This is a genomic window from uncultured Cellulomonas sp., assembly GCF_963527515.1.
Lineage (GTDB): Bacteria > Actinomycetota > Actinomycetes > Actinomycetales > Cellulomonadaceae > Cellulomonas.
The window spans coordinates 39,052-60,707 of sequence record NZ_CAURTV010000008.1 but is presented as its reverse complement, the minus strand read 5'-3'; the positions used below and the strand labels follow the sequence as shown (position 1 = coordinate 60,707).

The 21,656-nt window shown below is 70.7% G+C and carries 16 protein-coding genes and 1 tRNA gene; 11 read left to right on the top strand and 6 right to left on the bottom strand.

What is annotated here, in order from left to right:
* Positions 1 to 24: 24 nt before the first annotated feature.
* From RYN42_RS04270 to RYN42_RS04260, 3 genes are read right to left on the bottom strand one after another with little or no spacing between them, the layout of a single operon-like run.
* Complete coding sequence (locus RYN42_RS04270) at positions 25 to 861, bottom strand: ABC transporter permease (RefSeq protein WP_315094029.1); 837 nt, start codon at positions 859 to 861, stop codon at positions 25 to 27.
* Positions 858 to 1,703, bottom strand: coding sequence for an ABC transporter ATP-binding protein (locus tag RYN42_RS04265; protein ID WP_315094028.1), 846 nt, complete (start codon positions 1,701 to 1,703; stop codon positions 858 to 860). The genes RYN42_RS04270 and RYN42_RS04265 overlap by 4 nt, the downstream gene beginning before the upstream one ends.
* A 6-nt stretch (positions 1,704 to 1,709) precedes the next feature.
* Complete coding sequence (locus RYN42_RS04260; RefSeq protein ID WP_315094027.1) at positions 1,710 to 2,930, bottom strand: pyridoxal phosphate-dependent aminotransferase; 1,221 nt, start codon at positions 2,928 to 2,930, stop codon at positions 1,710 to 1,712.
* A 251-nt stretch (positions 2,931 to 3,181) separates the two neighbouring features.
* Between RYN42_RS04260 and RYN42_RS04255 the strand changes: the two genes are divergently transcribed.
* The 5 genes from RYN42_RS04255 to rplA all read left to right on the top strand — a co-directional run bounded on the left by RYN42_RS04255 (position 3,182) and on the right by rplA (position 5,927).
* Positions 3,182 to 3,254, top strand: a tRNA-Trp gene (locus RYN42_RS04255).
* A gap of 140 nt (positions 3,255 to 3,394) precedes the next feature.
* Positions 3,395 to 3,688: a preprotein translocase subunit SecE gene (gene secE / locus RYN42_RS04250; protein WP_315094025.1), complete on the top strand. Its 294-nt coding sequence runs from the start codon at positions 3,395 to 3,397 to the stop codon at positions 3,686 to 3,688.
* 109 nt (positions 3,689 to 3,797) lie between these two features.
* Entirely contained in the window at positions 3,798 to 4,613 is an 816-nt protein-coding gene (nusG, locus tag RYN42_RS04245) for a transcription termination/antitermination protein NusG (RefSeq protein ID WP_315094023.1), read from the top strand.
* 82 nt (positions 4,614 to 4,695) lie between these two features.
* Positions 4,696 to 5,127, top strand: a complete 432-nt coding sequence (gene rplK, locus RYN42_RS04240) for a 50S ribosomal protein L11 (protein ID WP_315094021.1) — start codon at positions 4,696 to 4,698, stop codon at positions 5,125 to 5,127.
* 83 nt (positions 5,128 to 5,210) lie between these two features.
* The gene (rplA, locus tag RYN42_RS04235; protein ID WP_315094020.1) at positions 5,211 to 5,927 is read left to right on the top strand and encodes a 50S ribosomal protein L1; all 717 of its coding nucleotides are present in this window, start codon (positions 5,211 to 5,213) and stop codon (positions 5,925 to 5,927) included.
* 85 nt (positions 5,928 to 6,012) lie between these two features.
* On the opposite strand, the gene RYN42_RS04230 is transcribed toward rplA, so the two are convergent.
* The 3 genes from RYN42_RS04230 to RYN42_RS04220 form a co-directional block, all read right to left on the bottom strand.
* Positions 6,013 to 6,540, bottom strand: coding sequence for a hypothetical protein (locus tag RYN42_RS04230; protein WP_315094019.1), 528 nt, complete (start codon positions 6,538 to 6,540; stop codon positions 6,013 to 6,015).
* Positions 6,521 to 7,150, bottom strand: a complete 630-nt coding sequence (locus tag RYN42_RS04225) for a sigma-70 family RNA polymerase sigma factor (RefSeq protein WP_315094016.1) — start codon at positions 7,148 to 7,150, stop codon at positions 6,521 to 6,523. Before RYN42_RS04225 ends, RYN42_RS04230 begins: the two co-directional genes overlap by 20 nt.
* A gap of 68 nt (positions 7,151 to 7,218) precedes the next feature.
* The gene (locus RYN42_RS04220) at positions 7,219 to 8,625 is read right to left on the bottom strand and encodes a S8 family serine peptidase (RefSeq protein ID WP_315094014.1); all 1,407 of its coding nucleotides are present in this window, start codon (positions 8,623 to 8,625) and stop codon (positions 7,219 to 7,221) included.
* A gap of 133 nt (positions 8,626 to 8,758) precedes the next feature.
* On the opposite strand from RYN42_RS04220, the gene RYN42_RS04215 reads away from it, so the two are divergent.
* From RYN42_RS04215 to RYN42_RS04190, 6 genes are all read left to right on the top strand, one after another.
* On the top strand, positions 8,759 to 11,350 hold the full coding sequence (locus RYN42_RS04215; protein WP_315094013.1) for a CHAT domain-containing tetratricopeptide repeat protein: 2,592 nt from the start codon (positions 8,759 to 8,761) through the stop codon (positions 11,348 to 11,350).
* A 115-nt stretch (positions 11,351 to 11,465) separates the two neighbouring features.
* Positions 11,466 to 12,107 carry a DUF5317 family protein gene (locus RYN42_RS04210; RefSeq protein ID WP_315094012.1) on the top strand — a complete coding sequence of 214 codons (642 nt, stop codon included), beginning with the start codon at positions 11,466 to 11,468 and terminating at the stop codon, positions 12,105 to 12,107.
* A 432-nt stretch (positions 12,108 to 12,539) separates the two neighbouring features.
* Entirely contained in the window at positions 12,540 to 13,073 is a 534-nt protein-coding gene (rplJ, locus tag RYN42_RS04205) for a 50S ribosomal protein L10 (protein ID WP_315094010.1), read from the top strand.
* 81 nt (positions 13,074 to 13,154) lie between these two features.
* A complete protein-coding gene (gene rplL, locus RYN42_RS04200) occupies positions 13,155 to 13,544 on the top strand; it encodes a 50S ribosomal protein L7/L12 (protein ID WP_315094008.1) in 390 nt (129 codons plus the stop codon).
* Positions 13,545 to 13,980: 436 nt separating this feature from the next.
* Positions 13,981 to 17,487 (top strand): DNA-directed RNA polymerase subunit beta, encoded by a 3,507-nt coding sequence (gene rpoB, locus RYN42_RS04195; RefSeq protein WP_315094007.1) that lies wholly within the window; start codon positions 13,981 to 13,983, stop codon positions 17,485 to 17,487.
* A gap of 107 nt (positions 17,488 to 17,594) precedes the next feature.
* Positions 17,595 to 21,464 (top strand): DNA-directed RNA polymerase subunit beta', encoded by a 3,870-nt coding sequence (locus RYN42_RS04190; protein ID WP_315094005.1) that lies wholly within the window; start codon positions 17,595 to 17,597, stop codon positions 21,462 to 21,464.
* Positions 21,465 to 21,656: the final 192 nt, after the last annotated feature.

The window sequence follows — 21,656 nt, the reverse complement described above, 5'->3', positions numbered from 1 at the left end:
CCACCCGTGCGGACAGGCGTCCGGTCAGCCGTCGTCGCGCCGCTGCCACCGGAACGTGCGCACGCCGATCACCAGCGCGGCGACCGCCCAGACCAGCAGGACGGCGGCGGTCCCACCGTGCTGCCAGGAGCCGCTGACCTCCCACGCCTCGGCCTCCGGCGGCAGGAACACGGAACGCATGCCCTGCGCCATCCACTTCAGCGGGAAGACCGACGCGACCTGCTGCATCCAGGTGGGCAGGTCGGTGAACACGAAGAACACGCCGGAGATGAACTGGAGCACCAGCACGACGGGCGTCACCACGGCGCTGGCGGACTTCCCCGAGCGGGGGACCGAGGAGAACGCCACCCCGCACAGCGTCCCCGTCGCGGTCCCGAGCACGAACACCCAGGCGAACGTGAGCCAGGCCGTCGCGGTCGTCGGCAGGGCCACCCCGAAGACCAGGCCCGCCGCCGCCAGCAGCAGGGAGATCTGCACCAGGGACGTCACCAGCACCGAGCCCGTCTTGCCCAGGAAGTACGCGGTCGGGGGCAGCGGCGTCCCGTGCAGCCGCTTGAGGCCGCCGTCGTCGCGCTCCACCGCGATGGCGATCGCCAGCTGCTGGAAGCTCGAGAGCATCACGCCCGTGGCCACCATCCCGGGCAGGAAGTACTGGGCGAACGGGATCCCCGGCTCGGGACCGACGCGGGCGTCGTCCTGACCGAACACCGTCGCGAAGATCGCGAGCATGATCACCGGGTACGCGAAGATGAACACCACGGCGTCGCGCTCGCGGAAGAACGTGCGCACCTCGTACCCCGTGCGGACCAGACCGAGGCGCAGGACGCCGGGCAGCCGGGTCCGCGTGGCGACGTCGGTCATGAGCCGACCGTGTCGATGAGGCTCACGTAGACGTCCTCCAGCGTGGGTCGCAGCACCTGCAGCCCGGGGACTTCCCCGCCCAGCGCCTCGGTCAGCTCGACCACCGTCCGCGTCGGGGTGTCGGTCCGCACCTCGCGCGCCTGACCGTCCTGCGTCCAGCGCACCACCGCCTGGCGCGCGGTCCGTCCGCCGAGGTCGGCCGGCGGCCCCTCGGCCACCACCTGCCCGTCGCGCACGACGACCACCCGGTCGGCCAGGCGCTCCGCCTCCTCCAGGTAGTGCGTGGTCAGCAGGATCGTCGTGCCGTCCGCTGCGAGCTGTTCGACCAGGTCCCAGAACGAGCGCCTCGCCTGCGGGTCGAAGCCGGTGGTCGGCTCGTCGAGGAACAGCAGCTCGGGCCGGCCGACGATGCCGAGCGCCACGTCGAGCCGGCGCCGCTGCCCGCCCGAGAGCTGCCGCGCGCGGGTCCGCACCTTGTCCTGCAGGCCCACGGCGACGATCACCTCGTCGGGGTCCCGGGGGTCGGGGAAGAACCGCGCGAAGTGGTGGACCAGCTCCGCGACGGTGGCCTCGGCCAGGTCGTTGTTGCTCTGCAGGACGATGCCGAGCCGCGACCGCCACGCCCGGTCGCCGTCCTGCGGGTCCTGCCCGAGCACCCGCACGTCTCCGCCGTCCCGCGACCGGTACCCCTCGAGGATCTCGACGGTCGTGGTCTTCCCCGCGCCGTTGGGCCCGAGGATCGCCACCACCTCGCCGGGCGCGACGTGCAGGTCGAGGCCGTCGACCGCCTGCTTCTCGCCGTAGGCCTTGCGCAGGCCGACGACCTCGACCGCGTTCGGCACGGCGCGCTACTCGGCCTCGGCGAGGAGCGACTGGATCCGGGTGACGCCCTCCACCAGGTCCGCGTCGCTGAGCGCGTACGACAGCCGCAGGTACCCGCTGGGTCCGAACGCCTCACCCGGTACCACCGCGACCTCGGCCTGCTCGAGGATGAGCGTCGCCAGCTCGGCGGAGGTCCGCGGGGTGACGCCGCGGATCGTGCGCCCCAGCACCCCCTCGACCGACGGGTACACGTAGAACGCGCCCTCGGGCGCGGGGATCCGCACGCCGTCGATCTGCGACAGCATCTCGACGATCGTCCGGCGCCGCCGGTCGAACGCGGTGCGCATCTCCTCGACGGCCGCGAGGTCGCCGCTCAGCGCGGTGATCGCCGCCCGCTGGGAGATGTTCGCGACGTTGGACGTGAGGTGCGACTGGAGGTTGGTGGCGGCGGTGATGACGTCCGCGGGCCCGATCATCCAGCCGACCCGCCACCCGGTCATCGCGTAGGTCTTGGCGACGCCGTTCAGCACGATCGTCGTCTCCGCCAGCTCCGGCACCACCCGCACGATCGGCGTGAACACGGCGTGGTCGTACGTGAGGTGCTCGTAGATCTCGTCGGTGATGACCCACACGCCGTGCTCCAGGGCCCAGCGGCCGATCGCGGCGGTCTGCTCGGGGGAGTACACCGCGCCGGTCGGGTTGGAGGGCGAGTTGAACAGCAGCACCTTGGTCTTCGGGGTGCGCGCGGCCTCCAGCTGCTCGACGGTCACCAGGTAGCCCTGGTCCACCCCCGCGAACACCTCGACCGGGACGCCGCCGGCCAGCCGGATCGCCTCCGGGTAGGTGGTCCAGTACGGCGCGGGCAGGAGCACCTCGTCGCCCGGGTCGACGATCGCCGCGAACGACTGGTAGACGGCCTGCTTCCCACCGTTGGTCACCAGCACGCTCGAGGGCTTCACCTCGTACCCGGAGTCCCGCAGCGTCTTGGTGGCGATCGCCTCACGCAGCGCCGGCAGGCCGGCGGCCGGGGTGTACCGGTGGTTCACGGGGTCCTGCGCGGCGGCGATCGCCGAGTCGACGATGTAGCCCGGGGTGGGGAAGTCGGGCTCGCCGGCGCCGAAGCCGATCACGGGGCGCCCGGCGGCCTTGAGCGCCTTGGCCTTGGCATCCACCGCGAGCGTCGCCGACTCGGCGATCGCGGCCAGTCGTGCGGAGACGCGGGGACGGGGGGAGGTCTGCTCGGTCACGGGGCCATAGTGGCAGAGGTCACCTCGCCACCGGCGAGGCCATATCGGTGGGTGGATGGCGCCGTGACGGCCCCCGGTCCACGGTTCGACCCACGGGCGGTCGTCGCGTACAGTGGATCCCCGGCGGTTGACGTCCGCCATGATGAGCCGTGCCCCGGAGCAGTCCGGGAAGCCGCACGGACCCCCTGCGGGTGGTGTCCGTCGGTCGCGCCAGTGCGCGGACGGCTCGTCGTGGAGGCCCAAGCCGTCGTAGGGCAGTGGCGCAATTGGTAGCGCAGCGGTCTCCAAAACCGCAGGTTGCAGGTTCGAGCCCTGTCTGCCCTGCGCACGCGTCTCTCCGTCCGGGTCCGCCCGGACGGAGAGGTGGCGAGCAGGACCGCCGGTCGGTCCGGCGCGACGCGTCGGCCTGATCGTCCGTCGGGTTCCGTACGGAGCCCGACCACCACGAGACGTAGGGGCCTGACGTGAGCGAAACAGCACCGGCTGCGGCGTCCGACGCCGAGGGTTCGGCGGCGCGCCCGTCGACGCCCAAGGCCGCCCGCAAGGGTTCGTCAGCGCCTCGTGCGGGTCTGTTCGCCCGCATCGCCCTGTTCGTCCGCCAGGTCGTCGCGGAGCTGAAGAAGGTCGTCCGGCCCACGCGGTCGGAGCTGATCACCTACACGAGCGTCGTGCTCGTGTTCGTCGCGGTGGTCATGGCCTTCGTCACCGTGGTGGACCTGGGCATCGGCAAGCTCACGTTCTGGGTCTTCGGAGGCTGACCGCCCCCGGGGTCTGAGCCCCGGACGAGCAGGCAGACGCCCCACCCGGGACGAGCACCCACCGCACCGGTCCGCCGGTGCGCACACGCAGGAGAAAGCAGGTTCGCACGTGTCGCAGGAGTCGCAGGAGCCCACCACGGGCGCCGAGGCGGAGCTCGAGGACGCCATCGCGTCGGTCGAGGCCGTCGAGTCGTCGGCTGTCGAGGACGCCTCAGCCGAGGATGTCAGCGCCGACGCCACCGAGAGCGACGAGCCGGCCGACGAGGATGCCGAGCCTGCCGCTGCGGAGGACGAGCCCGAGGTCGAGCCCGAGCCCGACGTCGAGGAGGACCCGGTCGCCGCGTTCCGCGCGCAGCTGCGCAGCCAGCTGGGCGACTGGTACGTCATCCACTCCTACGCCGGCTACGAGAACCGCGTGAAGGCGAACCTGGAGAACCGTCGCCAGAGCCTCAACATGGAGGACTTCATCTACCAGGTGGAGGTCCCCATGGAGGAGGTCGTGGAGATCAAGAATGCGCAGCGCAAGGTCGTCAAGCGCGTCCGGATCCCCGGCTACGTCCTCGTCCGCATGGACCTCACCGACGAGTCGTGGGGCGCCGTCCGGCACACGCCGGGCGTCACCGGCTTCGTCGGCCACACGCACCAGCCGGTCCCGCTGACGCTGGACGAGGTCTTCTCGATGCTCGCGCCGTCGCTGGAGCCCAAGCAGCCGACCACCGCAGCCGGTGCCGCCAAGGCCGCCGCGCAGATCATGGTCGACTTCACCATCGGCGAGTCGGTCACCGTCACGGACGGCCCGTTCGACACGCTGCCCGCGACGATCTCCGAGATCAACGCCGAGAACCAGAAGCTCAAGGTCCTCGTCTCCATCTTCGGCCGGGAGACCCCGGTCGAGCTGTCCTTCAGCCAGGTCGCCAAGATCTGACTGAGCCGCTCCGTCCATCGGAGCAGCACTGCAACCGGGTCATCGCCCATGGCGTCGGCCCACGACACGAACGGAAGCAGCTATGCCCCCGAAGAAGAAGGTCACCGGCCTGATCAAGCTCCAGATCAAGGCCGGCGCCGCCACCCCCGCGCCGCCGATCGGTCCGGCGCTGGGTCAGCACGGCGTCAACATCATGGAGTTCTGCAAGGCGTACAACGCGGCCACCGAGGCGCAGCGCGGCAACGTCATCCCCGTGGAGATCACGGTGTACGAGGACCGCTCGTTCACCTTCATCACCAAGACGCCGCCGGCCGCCGAGCTCATCAAGAAGGCCGCCGGTGTGGCCAAGGGGTCCCCGACCCCGCACACCGTCAAGGTCGCGTCGCTCACCAAGGCCCAGGTCACCGAGATCGCGAGCACCAAGCTCGAGGACCTCAACGCGAACGACCTGGCCGCGGCCGAGAAGATCATCGCGGGCACCGCCCGTTCGATGGGCATCACCGTCCAGGGCTGATCCAGCCCAGCTCTATCCGGAAGTGTGGCAGGGCCATGTGCGGCCCGCAGACCACGAACTGCTGATCAAGGAGAACCAAGCAGATGGCAAAGCACAGCAAGGCGTACCGCGCCGCGGTCGAGAAGATCGAGGCGGACCGCCTCTACACCCCCCTCGAGGCTGTCCGGCTCGCGCAGGAGACGTCCACCACGAAGTACGACTCGACCGTCGAGGTGGCCTTCCGCCTCGGTGTCGACCCGCGCAAGGCGGACCAGATGGTGCGCGGCACGGTCAACCTGCCCCACGGCACCGGCAAGACGGCCCGCGTCATCGTGTTCGCCACCGGCGAGCGCGCTGAGCAGGCCCGCGCCGCGGGTGCCGACGAGGTCGGTGGCGACGAGCTCATCGAGAAGGTCGCGGCCGGGTACACCGACTTCGACTCCGCCGTCGCGACGCCCGACCTCATGGGCAAGGTCGGTCGACTGGGCAAGGTCCTGGGCCCGCGTGGTCTCATGCCGAACCCGAAGACCGGCACCGTGACGATGGACGTGGCCAAGGCCGTGTCCGACATCAAGGGCGGGAAGATCGAGTTCCGCGTGGACCGCCACGCGAACCTGCACTTCATCATCGGCAAGGTCTCGTTCAGCGAGACTTCGCTGGTGGAGAACTACGCCGCCGCGCTCGACGAGATCCTGCGTCTGAAGCCGTCCGCCTCGAAGGGCCGCTACATCGCGAAGGCGACGATGTCGACCACGAACGGCCCCGGCATCCTGGTCGACCAGAACAAGGTGCGGAACCTGCTCGAGACCGACGCCGCCTGACGTCAGCTCACGCGCGACGAAGGCCCGGTCCCCCCTGCGGACCGGGCCTTCGTCGTGCGTGCGGACGGCTGTCAGTACCGAGATGTCAGTACGGCAGCCACTGGGTCAGGCACGTGCCGCCCTCGCTGCTGCACTGCAGCCGGAGCGGTCCGCCGGGACGGACGTCGAACCGGAAGTACCCCACGTCGTCGGTGTCGACCGACGCGACCTCGCCGTCGGGCGTCTGCAGGGTGACGTGCCCCGACCCGGCGGGCAGCAGCTGGCCCTCGATCGACGACGTCTCGACCTCCACCTCGACGCCGAGGCCGTGGCCCTCGAACACCAGCGTCCGGGAGCTGCCCCCCGAGCGGTCGCGGACCCCGGCAGGTGCGTCGAGCGCCAGGGAGTCGTACACCAGGTCGAGCAGCAGCAGGTCCATCTCGAGCCCCGCGCGGGCGTCGATCATCTCCCGGTGCGCGCGGAACGCCAGGTCCGCGCCGGCGACGACCCTGTCGTAGGTCTCCGCCTCGGACAGCGCGACCGACAGCTCGGCAGCGAGCGCCTCGTCGTCGACCCAGGGTGAGCCGCCGTGCGGTCCGGCGGTGTGGGCGCGGTCATCCGAATGCCAGGACATCGCGTCCTCCTTCTTCAGCCGTGGAGGCCGTCCAGGCCCGCACGTAGTTCTTGATCGCCGCTGTCTGACGCAGACGTGCGAGTCCACGGCCCCGGGTGGGGCCGATCGAGCCGACAGGTACTCCGAGCTTGTCCGCGATCTCCGCATAGCTCAGCGGGGGGTCGACGGCGAGCATCAGGAGGATGTCCCGCTGGTGGACGGGCAGCTCGGCCAGGCCCTCACGCAGCGCGCGCTCCCGTTCGACCGCCAGCATCCGCTCGTCCAGGTCGGAGTCGGACACCCCGTCCAGCCGCCCGCCCTGCGGGTCGACCGGGACGGTGCGTCGGTTCACGTTGGTGACGCGGATGCACTCGTGCCGTGCCGTGGTGGCGATCCACCCCGGGAGAGCGTGCGGGTCGCGCAGCTTGTCGAGGTTCTCCAGCAGGTTGAGCCACACGGTCTGTGCGACGTCCTCCGCCTGGTGCGGGGTGAGCCGGAACTGGCGCACCCGGGCGACGACCGCGGGCGTGTGGCGGCGCACGATCTCGCCCCATGCCCGCGAGTCCCCGCCCAGCGCACCCGCCACGAGCGCCGGTGCGTCCCACCGGCGATAGGCGTCTTCTTCGTCCATGTCTGCATCCCTTCGTCCCACGACCCGGTTGCCATCATGGCGCGCGGTGGGGACGGTGCCCAGCACGTTTACACCCCCGGCAGGATGTCGAACGTCTGGCCGAAGTCCGGCATGGGCCGACCGGTGGCCAGCAGCTGGACGTACGCCTGACGTGCGGAGAGGCCCCGCTCCTGCATGAGCCGTGCCACCGCGCCCGTGACCTGCGGCGCGGCGAACGAGGTACCGCTCCAGCGGGAGAACGAGTCGGCGGGGAACGACTCCGGGTCCTCGGTGAAGTCGGGGGACTGCTCGCCCTGGACGTAGGTGGACAGGACACCCTCGCCGACCGCGGAGCAGTCCACCCACCAGCCGCGGCTCGAGAACGAGCTGGGACGCAGGTCGGCGGTGAGGGCGCCGACCGAGACGACCCGGCGGAAGGCGGCGGGCCACGTCGGGGTCGTGTCCCCGAAGTTGCCGGCCGCAGCCACGATCAGGGCGTCGGAACCCCGCTCGAGCTCGATCTCCCGCACCACGTCGAGGGCCGCAGCCATGGCGAGCGACGGCTGGTCGAACTGCGTCTGGGTGCCGAGCGAGAGGTTGACGACCTGCGCGCCGTCCCGTACGGCGCGCACCAGAGCGCAGGCCACGTCGATTTCGCTGCCGGTGCCGCCCGTGCCCAGCGCCCGGTACATCGTGATGTCCGCGGTGGGCGCCACCTGGGCGACGACGCCGCTCACGAACGTCCCGTGGCCCGCGGAGAAGTCGAGGAACCCGTCGAGCGGCTCGGCGTCCAGGGGGTCGACGTTGACGTCGTCGGCGTGGGTGGCGGGGTCGTCCGCAGTGATCCGCGGGATGCCCGTCAACCAGCCGTCGCCGCGCAGGGTGGCGTCGATGCCCGTGTCGATGACCGCGACCCGCGCGCCGTCCCCGTCGCCGGTGGCGAAGGTGGCGTACGAGCCGAAGTCGCCGATCGTCGGGACCGCGACTCCGCTGAACGGCTTCACGATCGGGCCGAGCGGAGCGATGTGGGTCAGCGAGGCGGCGAACCCGCGTGCGCGCAGCTCGCTCACGGTGTCCTCGAGGTGCTCGGTCGTGGTGGGCGCGGTGCTGACCAGGCGCACCAGGCGGCTCTCGAGGTCGGCGCAGCCGAGCTCGGCCTCCGCGAGGCCGCGGCGCTGCACGTACGTCCGGACGCCGCGGTCCTGCCATGACGACTCGGTGACCAGGATCTCGCCGGTGACCACCAGCGCCTCGAGCCCGTTGTCCTTGACCACGACCTCCAGCCGGGTGCCGTGGCGCAGGCTCCACCGCTCCTGGATGGCCGTGTTCAGGCGGCGGCGCAGGCCGGGGTCTGTGCGGCGCTGGGCCAGCTCGTCGACCTGCCGCTGGACGCGCTGCCGCACCCGCGCGGGCACCGGCTCGACGGCAGGCCCCGACCGGTAGTCCCGCCCGAAGGGGCGTCCCGGCGTACGCGATTCGTCCGATGACGTGCTCACATGCACTCCTTGCTCGCCTAGACTCCGAAAGATGTGCCCGTCCGGCCTCGGGTCCGAGTCAGCTGCCTCGGCCGTCGCACCTCACGCCTTACCAGAGGCCCGAGCGGACCTCCTGATACATCTCAGTTCCTTGATGGACGCCGTCGACGTCGATCCGAGGTCGGTGGAGCCCCAGGCGCACGCGCTCGTCGACGAGGCGCGCGTGCGGAAGGATCCCGAGCTGCTCGGCCTGAGCCTACGGCTGCTGGCAGCCACTTTTCGGGCGCGCTGGGACGATTCGTCGGCCCGGCCTCTCCTGGACGAGGCCCTGCGGGTCACGCGACGCCGGGGCGTGTGGCACGTGGCGGCCACGGTTCTCGCCAGCCGCGCGTCGGTCCTGCACGACCTCGGCGACGCGGCGGCGGCGGCGCGGGACCTGGACGCGGCGATCGCGGCGATGAACCGGGCGACGGACATCGACCCGGCGGAGCGGCTGCGCTTCTCGGGTCGGGTCGGTCTGTCGCTGGCGATCGTCGAGCAGCACGCCGGTCGGCTCGACGAGTCCGAGCAGCGGTACCGGTCCCTCCTCGCGGACGGCGGGCTCGAGCCGCGCACCGCGGCGATCGCCACCAACAACCTCGCCCTCGTCCTCGCAGAGCGCGGCCACTACGACGAGGCGATCCGGGCCGCGGACGACGCGGTGGCGCTCGCCACCTCCCAGGTCCCCAGCCTCGAGCCGCCGCTCGTGCAGAGCCGAGCGTGGATCGCCGTCCGCGCCGGCCGGCTGCACGAGGGCATGCGCGACTTCGACCGGTCCGCGCAGGCCTACCTCGACGCCGGCATCCCGCTGGGGGAGTACTACACCGAGTACGCGGACGCGATGACCGACCTGCGGCTGCTGCCCGAGGCCGCGGCCGCGGCGGCGCGTGCGGTCGAGGAGCTGGACACGGCCGGGCTCCAGCTCATGCTCACCGAGGCGCAGCTGCGGCTCGCGAGGATCTACCTGCTCACGGGTCGGCCTCAGGCGGCCGGCGACCTCGCTGACGTCGCTGCACGTGCCGCGCGGCGCCAGCGTCGCGCCACGTGGGTCGCTCGTGCGGAGCTGGTGGGGGCGGAGGCGCGGCTCCAGGGTGGGACGGCCGGTCCCGACGAGCTCGCGGTCGCGCGCCGTGCGGCGGCACGGCTCGAGAGGTCCGGCGACCTGCACGGTGCGGTCGAGGCCTACCTGGTCGCCGGTCGCGCTGCCCTCCAGGCGGGCCGGCCGCGCTCGGCCGAGCACTCGCTCGCCAGCGCGCGCCGGCTGGCGGACCGCGGTCAGGTCCTCGTCCGTCTGCGCGGACGGATCGCCGGTGCGCTGGCGGAGCAGGTGGCCGGCCACCCGGCAGGGGTGCTGGCAGAGTGCCGAGCCGGGCTGCGGGACCTCGCCGTCCACCGTTCGGCGCTTCCCACCATCGAGCTGCGTGCCCTCGCGTCCGGCCACGGGGCCGAGCTGGGCAGCATCGGGCTGGGGGTGGTCCTGGCCGGCGCCTCCCCGGCGCGCACGCTCGCGTGGATGGAACGCACCCGTGCGGCGGCGCTGAGCGCTCGGCTGCCCGCCTCGGACGCGCCGTCCCTCCAGCCGCGCAGCACCACCAACGGTCCTGCCGCCGACGGTCCCGTGCGGGACTCGGTCCCGTCACCGGTCAGCAGGGACGTCCGGGTCCCGGTCCTCGAGTGGACGACGAGGGGGCCGGAAGCCGTGGACGTGGTGCAGCTGCCCCGGGTCCCCGGCCTCGCAGCCACCCGCGAGGCGCTGGGCGGCCGCACGCTCGTCGAGTTCGGCCGGTTCGAGGGCCGGCTGGTCGCCGTCGTCGTCGACCCGCGACGCTCGCGCATCGTGGAGCTCGGCGACGAGGCGGAGGTCGCCACCGAGCTGCGTCCGCTCCTGTTCTCCCTGCGCCGCCTGGCCAACCCGCGCTCCGGGGCGGCCGCGGAGGCCGCGCGGGCCAGCGCGGACCTGCGCATCGCCCGGCTGCGTCGGCTCCTGGTCGCGCCGCTCGGCGTCGGTGCCGAGGACGAGCTCGTCGTCGTCCCGGTCGGCCCGCTGCACGGCGTGCCCTGGTCCTGCCTGCACGACGGACCACTCGCTCAGGCTCCGTCTGCGACGTTCTGGGTCCGCACCCGTCGCGACGCGCTGTCCCGGGACGGTGCCGGACGGACGGTCCTGGTGGCCGGGCCCGACCTGGCGGGGGCCACTGACGAGGTCGAGGCGCTGCGGGCGCTGCACCCTGGCGCCGAGGTGCTGGCCGGCGCAGGTGCCGGCGCACAGGACGTGGTCACCGCACTCGGCGACGCCGGACTGGCCCACCTCGCGTGCCACGGCTCGTCGCGCACGGACAACCCGATGTTCTCCTCGCTCCTGCTCGCCGACGGTCCCGTGACGGTCCAGGAGCTGCACGGTGCCGGGGTGGCGCCGCACCGCCTGGTCCTCGCGTCCTGCCACTCGGGCGCGGACGTGACCTACGCGGGCAACGAGGTGCTCGGCTTCGTCAGCGCGATGCTGGCGCAGGGCACCGCGGGCGTCGTGGCCAGCATCGCCGCGGTGCCCGACGTCGCCGCCGTCGACCTCATGCTCGGCCTGCACCGTGGCCTGCGGGAGGGTCTGACGCTCGCGAGGGCCCTCCACGGTGCCCGGGCGGGGGTGGACCGGGCGACGCCGGAGGGCTTCGTCAACTGGTGCACCTTCGCCGCGCACGGCGCCGCCTGACCTGCGGCTTCGCGCGCACCGTCCACGCACTGGGCACCGCCTTGTCACCCTCGACGCTAGTCACTACGGTCCCGTTTGTGGTGATTTGTACCCATGACACGGGACAGGGGGACCGGTGAGTCGAGGGCTGCTGATCGTGCTCCTCGTCGCCCCCGTCGTGGCGCTCGCGGTGCTCGCCGCGCGGCGTGGTGGACTCGCCGGACTGTCCCGTGTCCGGCTGCGCGGCACCGCCTGGGTGCTCCTCGCCGCGGCCGTGCAGGCGCTCCGCAGCTCGGATCCTGGGTGGACAGATGCGGCGTCCCCGTGGTGGCCGCTCGTGCTGGCCTGCTGCGCGGTGGGCTTCGCCTGGGCGAACGGGCGGGTGGCGAGCACCGGGGTGCGCGTCGCGCTCGGGACGTTCGCGGCAGGCGTCCTGGCCAACGCGGTCACCACCGCCGTGAACGGCGGGATGCCGTTCTCGGTCAGCGGCGCCCGCCTGGCCGGGTTGAGCGAGGCGGCGATCGCCTCCCCGGCCCCCGGGCACGTGCCGATCGCCGACGGGACGCGGCTGGTCGCGCTCGCCGATGTCCTGCCCGTCCCGGGTCTGCACGTCGTGCTCAGCGTCGGCGACCTGCTCCTGTGGGCCGGCCTCGTCGGCCTTCTCGTCGCGGCAGCCGCCGCGACCTCCCGACTCCCCGGTCGCGCGGCCGGGGCGCACCACCACCCGGTCGACGACTCGGGTGTCTTCGTGCACGCTCTTGAGAGGACATCACCATGAAGAAGGAACTCTCCACCCGTGTCTACGTCGCTGCTGCCACGTTCGTGACGGTCGCCGCCGCCGTCTACGCGTTCGCGGCGCCGTTCACCGAGTGATCCTCGCCTCGTGAGGTCCGGCGACGGCCGGGTGGGATCTCCCACCCGGCCGTCCCGTTGTCACGAGCCACCAGGAGCTGCGCGGGCACGGATTTGGCCGTCCCGCGCCGGTGCCGTACGCTGGGAGCACCCAAAGACCGCCGGTCGTCGACCGTGTCGTGCGCACGCAGTGCTCACGCCCGATCGCCCGAAGTCCCGCAGCAGCGGAGGCCAGCGCAGGTGAGAGTTCCCGGAAGGTTCGGCTTGCGCCGGACTGCCTGACGAGCCCCGCGCCTGCGCGGGGCTCTTTCGTTTGTGGGGCGTGACGACCGGTGGCACCACCATCGGAAGGATTGCCATGGCGAGGCCGGACAAGGCAGCCGCTGTCGCAGAGCTCACGGACCTGTTCCGCAGCTCCAACGCAGCCGTGCTGACCGAGTACCGCGGGCTCACCGTCGCGCAGCTCAAGAACCTGCGCAAGGCGCTCAGCGGCAACGCAACCTACGCCGTGGTGAAGAACACGCTGACCGCGATCGCGGCCAAGGATGCCGGCCTCGAGGGCCTCGACGACGCGCTCACGGGCCCGTCGGCGATCGCCTTCGTCTCCGGCGACCCGGTCGAGGCCGCCAAGGGACTGCGTGACTTCGCCAAGGCGAACCCCGCACTGGTCATCAAGGGCGGTGTCCTCGACGGACGCGCCCTGACCGCTGCGGACGTCACCAAGCTCGCGGACCTCGAGTCCCGCGAGGTGCTGCTGGCCAAGGCTGCCGGCGTGTTCAAGGCGTCGCTGTTCCAGGCGGCCTACCTGTTCACGGCGCCCGCCGCACAGGCCGTGCGCACCATCGACGCCCTGCGCCTCAAGCGCGAGGAGTCGGCCGAGGTCGCAGCCTGAGCCATCCGGCCCAGGCGCTCAAGAACCCCCGTCCGCAGGTCACCACGGCCTGACGGGCATCGAACGGAAGGAACCGCCATCATGGCGAAGCTCACCACCACCGAGCTCATCGACGCGTTCAAGGAGCTCTCCCTCATCGAGCTCTCCGAGTTCGTGAAGGCGTTCGAGGAGACCTTCGAGGTCACCGCTGCCGCTCCGGTCGCCGCCGCGGCCCCCGCCGGCGCCGGTGGCGCTGCCGAGGTCGAGGCCGAGGAGGAGAAGGACTCGTTCGACGTCGTCCTCGAGTCCTCCGGCGAGAAGAAGATCCAGGTCATCAAGGAGGTGCGCGTCCTGACGAGCCTCGGCCTGAAGGAGGCCAAGGACCTCGTGGACGCCGCCCCCAAGGCCGTCCTGGAGGGCATCACCAAGGAGGCCGCCGAGAAGGCCAAGGCGACCCTCGAGGCCGCCGGCGCCACGGTCACCCTCAAGTGATCGCCGCCTCCGTCGCCGGTCAGCCGGTCGCACGGAGGTAGCAGCCAGCACGCTCGTCGAGGCCCGCACCCCGCCCGGGGTGCGGGCCTCGACGCGTCCGGTGCGGGAGCCGGGCTTTCGTCCGCCCGCCACGTGTGCCACCATGTGCGCGACGACAACGACGTCGTCGTGCGGGCGAGCAGCCCGTGCGTACCGGACGCCTCAGGGTCGTTCACCCATCTCGGTGGGGGACGGCCAGGGGGTGTCGATGCCGGGTGGACTTTCACACGGCGGGTGAGTATGCTAGCGCTTTGCGCTGGCCTGTGCCCGCGATCCCGTATAACCCGAGCCCACCCTCGTCGTCAATGCACGACGTCGTGGGGCTCGCCGGCCGGGGGATCGCGCCTAGCCAGGACCAGTGCAGCGTGCACTCGATCCGCTGGGAAGGACCCCTCTTTTGGCTGCCTCGCGCACCCCTTCTGCTCCGACCGCCGACGCCATCGCGAACCGCACCGCCTCTCGCCGTATCTCCTTCGCCAAGATCCACGAGCCCCTCGAGGTCCCGGACCTGCTCGGTCTGCAGACGGAGAGCTTCGACTGGCTGCTCGGCAACGAGAAGTGGCAGGGCCGTGTGGCCAAGGCCCTCGAGGCCGGTCGGCAGGACGTTCCCGAGACCGCTGGTCTCGAAGAGATCTTCGAGGAGATCTCGCCCATCGAGGACTTCGGCGGCTCCATGTCGCTGTCGTTCCGCGAGCACCGCTTCGAGCCGCCGAAGTACACGGCCGAGGAGTGCAAGGAGAAGGACTTCACCTTCGCCGCGCCGCTGTTCGTCACGGCGGAGTTCGTCAACTACACCACCGGTGAGATCAAGAGCCAGACGGTCTTCATGGGCGACTTCCCGCTCATGACCGAGCGCGGCACCTTCATCATCAACGGCACCGAGCGCGTCGTCGTCTCGCAGCTCGTCCGTTCGCCCGGCGTGTACTTCGAGCGCACCGCGGACAAGACGTCCGACAAGGACGTCCTCACGGCCAAGGTCATCCCGAGCCGCGGCGCCTGGCTCGAGTTCGAGATCGACAAGCGCGACAACGTCGGCGTCCGCGTCGACCGGAAGCGCAAGCAGAACGCCACGGTGCTGCTCAAGGCGCTCGGCATGACGGACGCGGAGATCCGCGAGGAGTTCGCCGCCTACCCGGCCGTCATCGACACCCTGGACAAGGACCACGTCCAGACGCAGGACGAGGCGCTGCTCGACCTCTACCGCAAGATCCGCCCGGGCGAGCCGCCCACGGTCGAGGCCGGCCGCGCGCTCATCGAGAACTTCTACTTCAACCCGAAGCGCTACGACCTCGCCAAGGTCGGTCGCTACAAGCTGAACAAGAAGCTCGGCCTGGACGTCCCGCTCGCGGACTCGGTGCTCTCGCGTGACGACGTCGTCGCCACCATCAAGTACCTCGCGTCGCTGCACATCGACATGCCGTCGCTGCCGGGCACGCGTGCCGGCGAGGCCGTCGACATCCGCGTCGAGCCCGACGACATCGACCACTTCGGCAACCGTCGCATCCGCGCGGTCGGCGAGCTCATCCAGAACCAGGTCCGCACGGGCCTGTCGCGGATGGAGCGCGTCGTGCGCGAGCGCATGACGACGCAGGACGTCGAGGCGATCACCCCGCAGACCCTGATCAACATCCGCCCCGTGGTGGCGTCGATCAAGGAGTTCTTCGGCACCTCGCAGCTGTCGCAGTTCATGGACCAGAACAACCCGCTCGCCGGCCTGACGCACAAGCGTCGCCTGTCCGCGCTGGGCCCGGGTGGTCTGTCCCGCGACCGCGCCGGCATGGAGGTCCGTGACGTCCACCCGTCGCACTACGGCCGCATGTGCCCGATCGAGACCCCTGAGGGCCCGAACATCGGCCTCATCGGCTCGCTCGCCACGTACGGGCGGATCAACCCGTTCGGCTTCGTCGAGACCCCGTACCGCAAGGTCATCAAGGGCAAGGTCTCCGACGAGGTCCACTACCTGACCGCCGACGACGAGGACCGCCACGTCATCGCGCAGGCCAACGCCCCGCTCAAGGCGAACGGTGCCTTCGAGGAGGACCGCGTCCTGGTTCGCGTCAAGGGCGGCGAGATCGAGTACGTCGCCGGCGAGGCCGTCGACTACATGGACGTCTCCCCGCGCCAGATGGTGTCGGTGGCCACGGCCCTGATCCCGTTCCTCGAGCACGACGACGCCAACCGCGCCCTCATGGGTGCCAACATGCAGCGCCAGGCCGTCCCGCTGGTCCGTTCCGAGGCCCCGCTCGTGGGCACCGGCATGGAGCGTCGTGCGGCCATCGACGCGGGCGACGTCATCGTCGCGACGAAGCCCGGTGTCGTCACGGAGGTGTCGGCGGACCTGATCGTCGTCGCCAACGACGACGCCACCACGTCGACCTACCGCGTGGCGAAGTTCCGCCGCTCGAACCAGGGCACCTCCTACAACCAGCGCGTGCTGGTGGACACCGGCGCCCGCGTCGAGGTCAACTCGGTGCTCGCCGACGGCCCGGCCACGGACGAGGGCGAGCTCGCGCTCGGCCGCAACCTGCTGGTCGCGTTCATGTCGTGGGAGGGCCACAACTACGAGGACGCGATCATCCTGTCGCAGCGCCTCGTGCAGGACGACGTCCTGTCCTCGATCCACATCGAGGAGCACGAGGTCGACGCGCGCGACACCAAGCTCGGCCCGGAGGAGATCACGCGGGACATCCCCAACGTCTCCGAGGAGGTCCTCGCGGACCTGGACGAGCGCGGGATCATCCGCATCGGTGCCGAGGTCGCGGCCGGCGACATCCTCGTCGGCAAGGTCACGCCCAAGGGCGAGACCGAGCTGACCCCGGAGGAGCGCCTGCTCCGCGCGATCTTCGGAGAGAAGGCGCGCGAGGTCCGCGACACGTCGCTCAAGGTGCCCCACGGCGAGTCCGGCACGGTCATCGAGGTCCGCACGTTCAGCCGGGAGGACGGCGACGAGCTGCCCGCCGGCGTCAACGAGCTGGTCCGCGTGTACATCGCCCAGCGCCGCAAGATCACGGACGGCGACAAGCTCGCCGGCCGCCACGGCAACAAGGGCGTCATCTCCAAGATCCTGCCGGTCGAGGACATGCCGTTCCTCGCCGACGGGACCGCGGTGGACGTCGTCCTCAACCCGCTCGGTGTGCCCGGCCGCATGAACGTCGGCCAGGTCCTCGAGACGCACCTCGGCTGGGTGGCCAAGCAGGGCTGGGACATCCAGCTCGCCGAGGGTGACGTGTCCTGGCGGGACGACGTCCCGGCCATCGCCGCGTCGTCGCCGGCCGGCAACCCGGTCGCGACGCCCGTGTTCGACGGTGTCCCGGAGACGACCCTCACCGGTCTGCTCTCGGCCACGCTGCCGAACCGTGACGGCGAGCGCACCGTGGGCGGTGACGGCAAGGCGCGCCTGTTCGACGGGCGCTCCGGCGAGCCGTTCCCGGAGCCGGTCGCGGTCGGCTACATGTACATCCTCAAGCTGCACCACCTCGTCGACGACAAGATCCACGCACGCTCCACGGGTCCGTACTCGATGATCACGCAGCAGCCGCTGGGTGGTAAGGCGCAGTTCGGTGGCCAGCGGTTCGGCGAGATGGAGGTCTGGGCCCTGGAGGCGTACGGCGCTGCCTACACGCTGCAGGAGCTCCTCACCATCAAGTCGGACGACGTCCCCGGACGCGTCAAGGTGTACGAGGCGATCGTCAAGGGGGAGAACATCCCCGACTCGGGCATCCCGGAGTCCTTCAAGGTCCTCCTCAAGGAGATGCAGTCGCTCTGCCTGAACGTGGAGGTGCTCTCCTCGGACGGCGTCTCCATCGACATGAAGGAGAACGACGACGAGGTCTACCGCGCAGCGGAGGAGCTCGGCATCGACCTGTCCCGGCGTCCGAACGCCAGCAGCGTCGAAGAGATCTGACGTCGAGCCTGCCGCCCTTCCGTGAAGGGTGGGCGGCGGGCCCGCACCTTTAGCAACATTTCCGTTCAGCCGGTGCACACCGGCAAGCGAAGGAAGTAGGACCCCCCTTGCTCGACGTCAACGTCTTCGACGAGCTGCGTATCGGCCTTGCCTCGGCCGACGACATCCGTGCCTGGTCGCACGGCGAGGTGAAGAAGCCCGAGACCATCAACTACCGGACCCTGAAGCCGGAGAAGGATGGCCTGTTCTGCGAGAAGATCTTCGGTCCCACCCGGGACTGGGAGTGCTACTGCGGCAAGTACAAGCGCGTGCGCTTCAAGGGCATCATCTGCGAGCGCTGCGGCGTCGAGGTGACCCGCTCGAAGGTCCGTCGTGAGCGTATGGGCCACATCGAGCTGGCCGCGCCCGTCACGCACATCTGGTTCTTCAAGGGTGTGCCGTCGCGTCTCGGCTACCTGCTCGACCTCGCCCCGAAGGACCTCGAGAAGGTCATCTACTTCGCGGCCTACATGATCACCTGGGTCGACGTCGACGGTCGGCACGAGGACCTCCCCAACCTCCAGAACGGGATCGACCTGGAGAAGAAGGAGATCTCGGACCGCCGCGACAACGACATCAACACCCGCGCCAGCAAGCTCGAGGCCGACCTGGCCGAGCTCGAGGCCGAGGGTGCCAAGGCCGACGCCCGCCGCAAGGTGCGCGACTCCGCCGAGCGTGAGATGGCTCAGATCCGCAAGCGTGCGGACGCCGAGCTGGACCGCCTCGACGCGGTCTGGGACCGGTTCAAGAACCTCAAGGTCGCCGACCTCGAGGGCGACGAGATGCTCTACCGCCAGCTCCAGGACCGGTACGGCAACTACTTCGAGGGCTCGATGGGCGCCGCGGCGATCCAGAAGCGTCTCGAGGCGTTCGACCTCGAGGCCGAGTCCGACTCGCTGCGCGAGATCATCAAGACCGGCAAGGGCCAGCGCAAGACGCGTGCCCTGAAGCGGCTCAAGGTGGTCAACGCGTTCCTCACGACGACCAACTCGCCCACCGGCATGGTGCTCGACGCCGTCCCGGTCATCCCGCCGGACCTGCGTCCGATGGTCCAGCTCGACGGTGGCCGGTTCGCCACCTCGGACCTGAACGACCTGTACCGCCGCGTGATCAACCGGAACAACCGCCTCAAGCGGCTGCTCGACCTGGGCGCGCCCGAGATCATCGTGAACAACGAGAAGCGGATGCTCCAGGAGGCCGTCGACTCGCTCTTCGACAACGGCCGCCGCGGCCGTCCGGTGACCGGTCCGGGCAACCGCCCGCTCAAGTCCATCTCGGACATGCTCAAGGGCAAGCAGGGGCGGTTCCGGCAGAACCTGCTGGGCAAGCGCGTCGACTACTCGGGCCGTTCGGTCATCGTCGTCGGCCCGCAGCTCAAGCTCCACCAGTGCGGTCTGCCCAAGCAGATGGCGCTCGAGCTGTTCAAGCCGTTCGTGATGAAGCGCCTGGTGGACCTCAACCACGCGCAGAACATCAAGAGCGCCAAGCGCATGGTCGAGCGCGCCCGTCCCGTGGTCTGGGACGTGCTCGAGGAGGTCATCACGGAGCACCCGGTGCTGCTCAACCGCGCACCCACGCTGCACCGTCTGGGCATCCAGGCGTTCGAGCCCCAGCTGGTCGAGGGCAAGGCGATCCACCTGCACCCGCTCGTCTGCGCCGCGTTCAACGCGGACTTCGACGGTGACCAGATGGCCGTCCACCTGCCCCTGAGCGCCGAGGCGCAGGCCGAGGCCCGCATCCTCATGCTCTCGAGCAACAACATCCTCAAGCCGTCGGACGGTCGTCCGGTGACCATGCCCTCGCAGGACATGATCATCGGCCTGTATCACCTGACCAACGACAAGGACGAGGCGCTCGGCGCCGGCCGTGCGTTCAGCACGGTGTCCGAGGCGATCATGGCGTTCGACCAGGGTTCCCTGGACCTGAACGCCGTGGTGAAGATCCGCTTCGACGACCTGGTCCTCACCGAGGACGACGCGCCCGAGGGCTGGTCGGAGGGCGACGTGCTCCTGTACGAGACGACGCTGGGCCGGGCGCTCTTCAACGAGCTCCTGCCCGTCGACTACCCGTACGAGAACGGCGTCGTCGACAAGAAGCGTCTCTCGGTCATCGTCAACGACCTGGCCGAGCGCTACCCCAAGGTCGAGGTCGCTGCCTCGCTGGACGCGCTCAAGGAGGCCGGCTTCCGCTGGGCCACCCGCTCGGGCGTCACGATCGCCATCTCGGACGTCACCACCCCGGCGGCCAAGGCAGCCATCCTCGAGGAGCACGAGGGCCGCGCGGCGAAGGTGCAGGGCCAGTACGAGAAGGGCCTGATCACCGACGACGAGCGTCGCCAGGAGCTCATCGAGATCTGGACGCAGGCGACCGACAAGGTCGCCAAGGCCATGCAGGACAACTTCCCGAAGCACAACACCGTCTACAAGATGGTCGGCTCGGGAGCCCGTGGCAACTGGATGCAGGTCCGCCAGATCGCCGGTATGCGTGGCCTCGTCGCCAACCCGAAGGGCGAGATCATCCCGCGCCCGATCAAGTCGAACTACCGCGAGGGGCTGTCGGTCCTCGAGTACTTCATCGCGACGCACGGTGCCCGCAAGGGTCTGGCGGACACCGCTCTGCGGACCGCCGACTCGGGCTACCTGACCCGTCGTCTGGTGGACGTCTCGCAGGACGTCATCGTCCGTGAGGACGACTGCGGCACCGAGCGTGGTCTGACCATGCCGATCGGGGTTCCCGGCACGGACGGCGCCCTGCGCCGTCACGACAAGGTCGAGACGAGCGTCTACTCGCGCACGCTGGCGACGGACGTCGAGATCGACGGCGAGGTCATCGGCCACGCCGGTGACGACGTCGGCGACGTGCTGCTCGACCGCCTGCTCGAGGCCGGCGTCACCGAGATGAAGATCCGCTCGGTGCTCACCTGCGAGTCCCGCGTCGGCACCTGCGCGCGCTGCTACGGCCGTTCGCTGGCCACCGGCAAGCTCGTCGACATCGGCGAGGCCGTCGGCATCATCGCGGCCCAGTCGATCGGCGAGCCCGGCACGCAGCTGACCATGCGTACCTTCCACACTGGTGGCGTGGCCTCGGCCGACGACATCACGCAGGGTCTGCCGCGCGTCCAGGAGCTCTTCGAGGCCCGCACCCCCAAGGGTGAGGCGCCCATCGCGGAGTTCTCCGGCCGCATCGCGGTGGAGGAGGGGGACCGTTCGCGGCGCCTCGTCCTCACGCCGGACGACGGCTCGGAGGAGATCGCCTACCCGATCACCAAGCGCTCGCGCCTGCTGATCTCGGACGGCGACCACGTCTCCGTGGGCACCCAGCTCGTCGTGGGTGCGGTGGACCCGAAGAAGGTCCTGCGCATCCTCGGCCCGCGTGCCACGCAGAAGCACCTGGTCGACGAGGTGCAGGTCGTCTACTCCTCGCAGGGTGTGGACATCCACGACAAGCACATCGAGGTCATCGTGCGGCAGATGCTGCGCCGCGTGACGGTCCTCGACTCCGGCACCACCGACCTGCTGCCCGGCGAGCTCGCCGAGCGTGGGCGCTTCGAGGACGCGAACCGCGCTGCGGTGTCCGAGGGCGGTCAGCCGGCGTCGGGTCGTCCGGAGCTCATGGGCATCACGAAGGCGTCGCTCGCGACGGACTCGTGGCTGTCGGCGGCCTCCTTCCAGGAGACCACCCGGGTGCTCACCGAGGCCGCGATGTCGGGTCGTTCCGACCCGCTGCTCGGCCTCAAGGAGAACGTCATCCTCGGCAAGCTCATCCCGGCCGGCACGGGCCTGCCCCGCTACGGCAACATCGCGGTCGAGCCCACCGAGGAGGCCAAGGCCGAGCTGTACCCGACCTTCGGCTACGACGAGATCGACTTCCCCGCCCTGGGCCTCGGCTCCGGCGAGGCGATCCCGCTCGAGGACATCGACTTCGGCGACTACCGCTGATCTCGAGCACTACCGACCTGAGGGGGTCCACCGTCCGCGGTGGGCCCCCTCGGGCGTCCGGGGCAGCTCTGGGGGAATGGTGGGAGCTGCCCCCGCGTTCTACCGGTGTCCCGCGCCAGGTGGGGGCGGTCACTTTGACGCTCCTGCGGCCGCCAGGTAACGTAGGACACCGTGCCCGCGCCGTCGGGCTCT

Bases quoted from the DNA above. Each gene is read 5' to 3' on its own strand.
- RYN42_RS04270 (WP_315094029.1), bottom strand. From the start codon at position 861: ATGACCGACGTCGCCACGCGGACCCGGCTGCCCGGCGTCCTGCGCCTC.
- rplK (WP_315094021.1), top strand. From the start codon at position 4,696: ATGCCCCCGAAGAAGAAGGTCACCGGCCTGATCAAGCTCCAGATCAAG.
- rplA (WP_315094020.1), top strand. From the start codon at position 5,211: ATGGCAAAGCACAGCAAGGCGTACCGCGCCGCGGTCGAGAAGATCGAG.
- RYN42_RS04230 (WP_315094019.1), bottom strand. From the start codon at position 6,540: ATGTCCTGGCATTCGGATGACCGCGCCCACACCGCCGGACCGCACGGC.
- RYN42_RS04225 (WP_315094016.1), bottom strand. From the start codon at position 7,150: ATGGACGAAGAAGACGCCTATCGCCGGTGGGACGCACCGGCGCTCGTG.
- RYN42_RS04215 (WP_315094013.1), top strand. From the start codon at position 8,759: ATGGACGCCGTCGACGTCGATCCGAGGTCGGTGGAGCCCCAGGCGCAC.
- rplJ (WP_315094010.1), top strand. From the start codon at position 12,540: ATGGCGAGGCCGGACAAGGCAGCCGCTGTCGCAGAGCTCACGGACCTG.
- rplL (WP_315094008.1), top strand. From the start codon at position 13,155: ATGGCGAAGCTCACCACCACCGAGCTCATCGACGCGTTCAAGGAGCTC.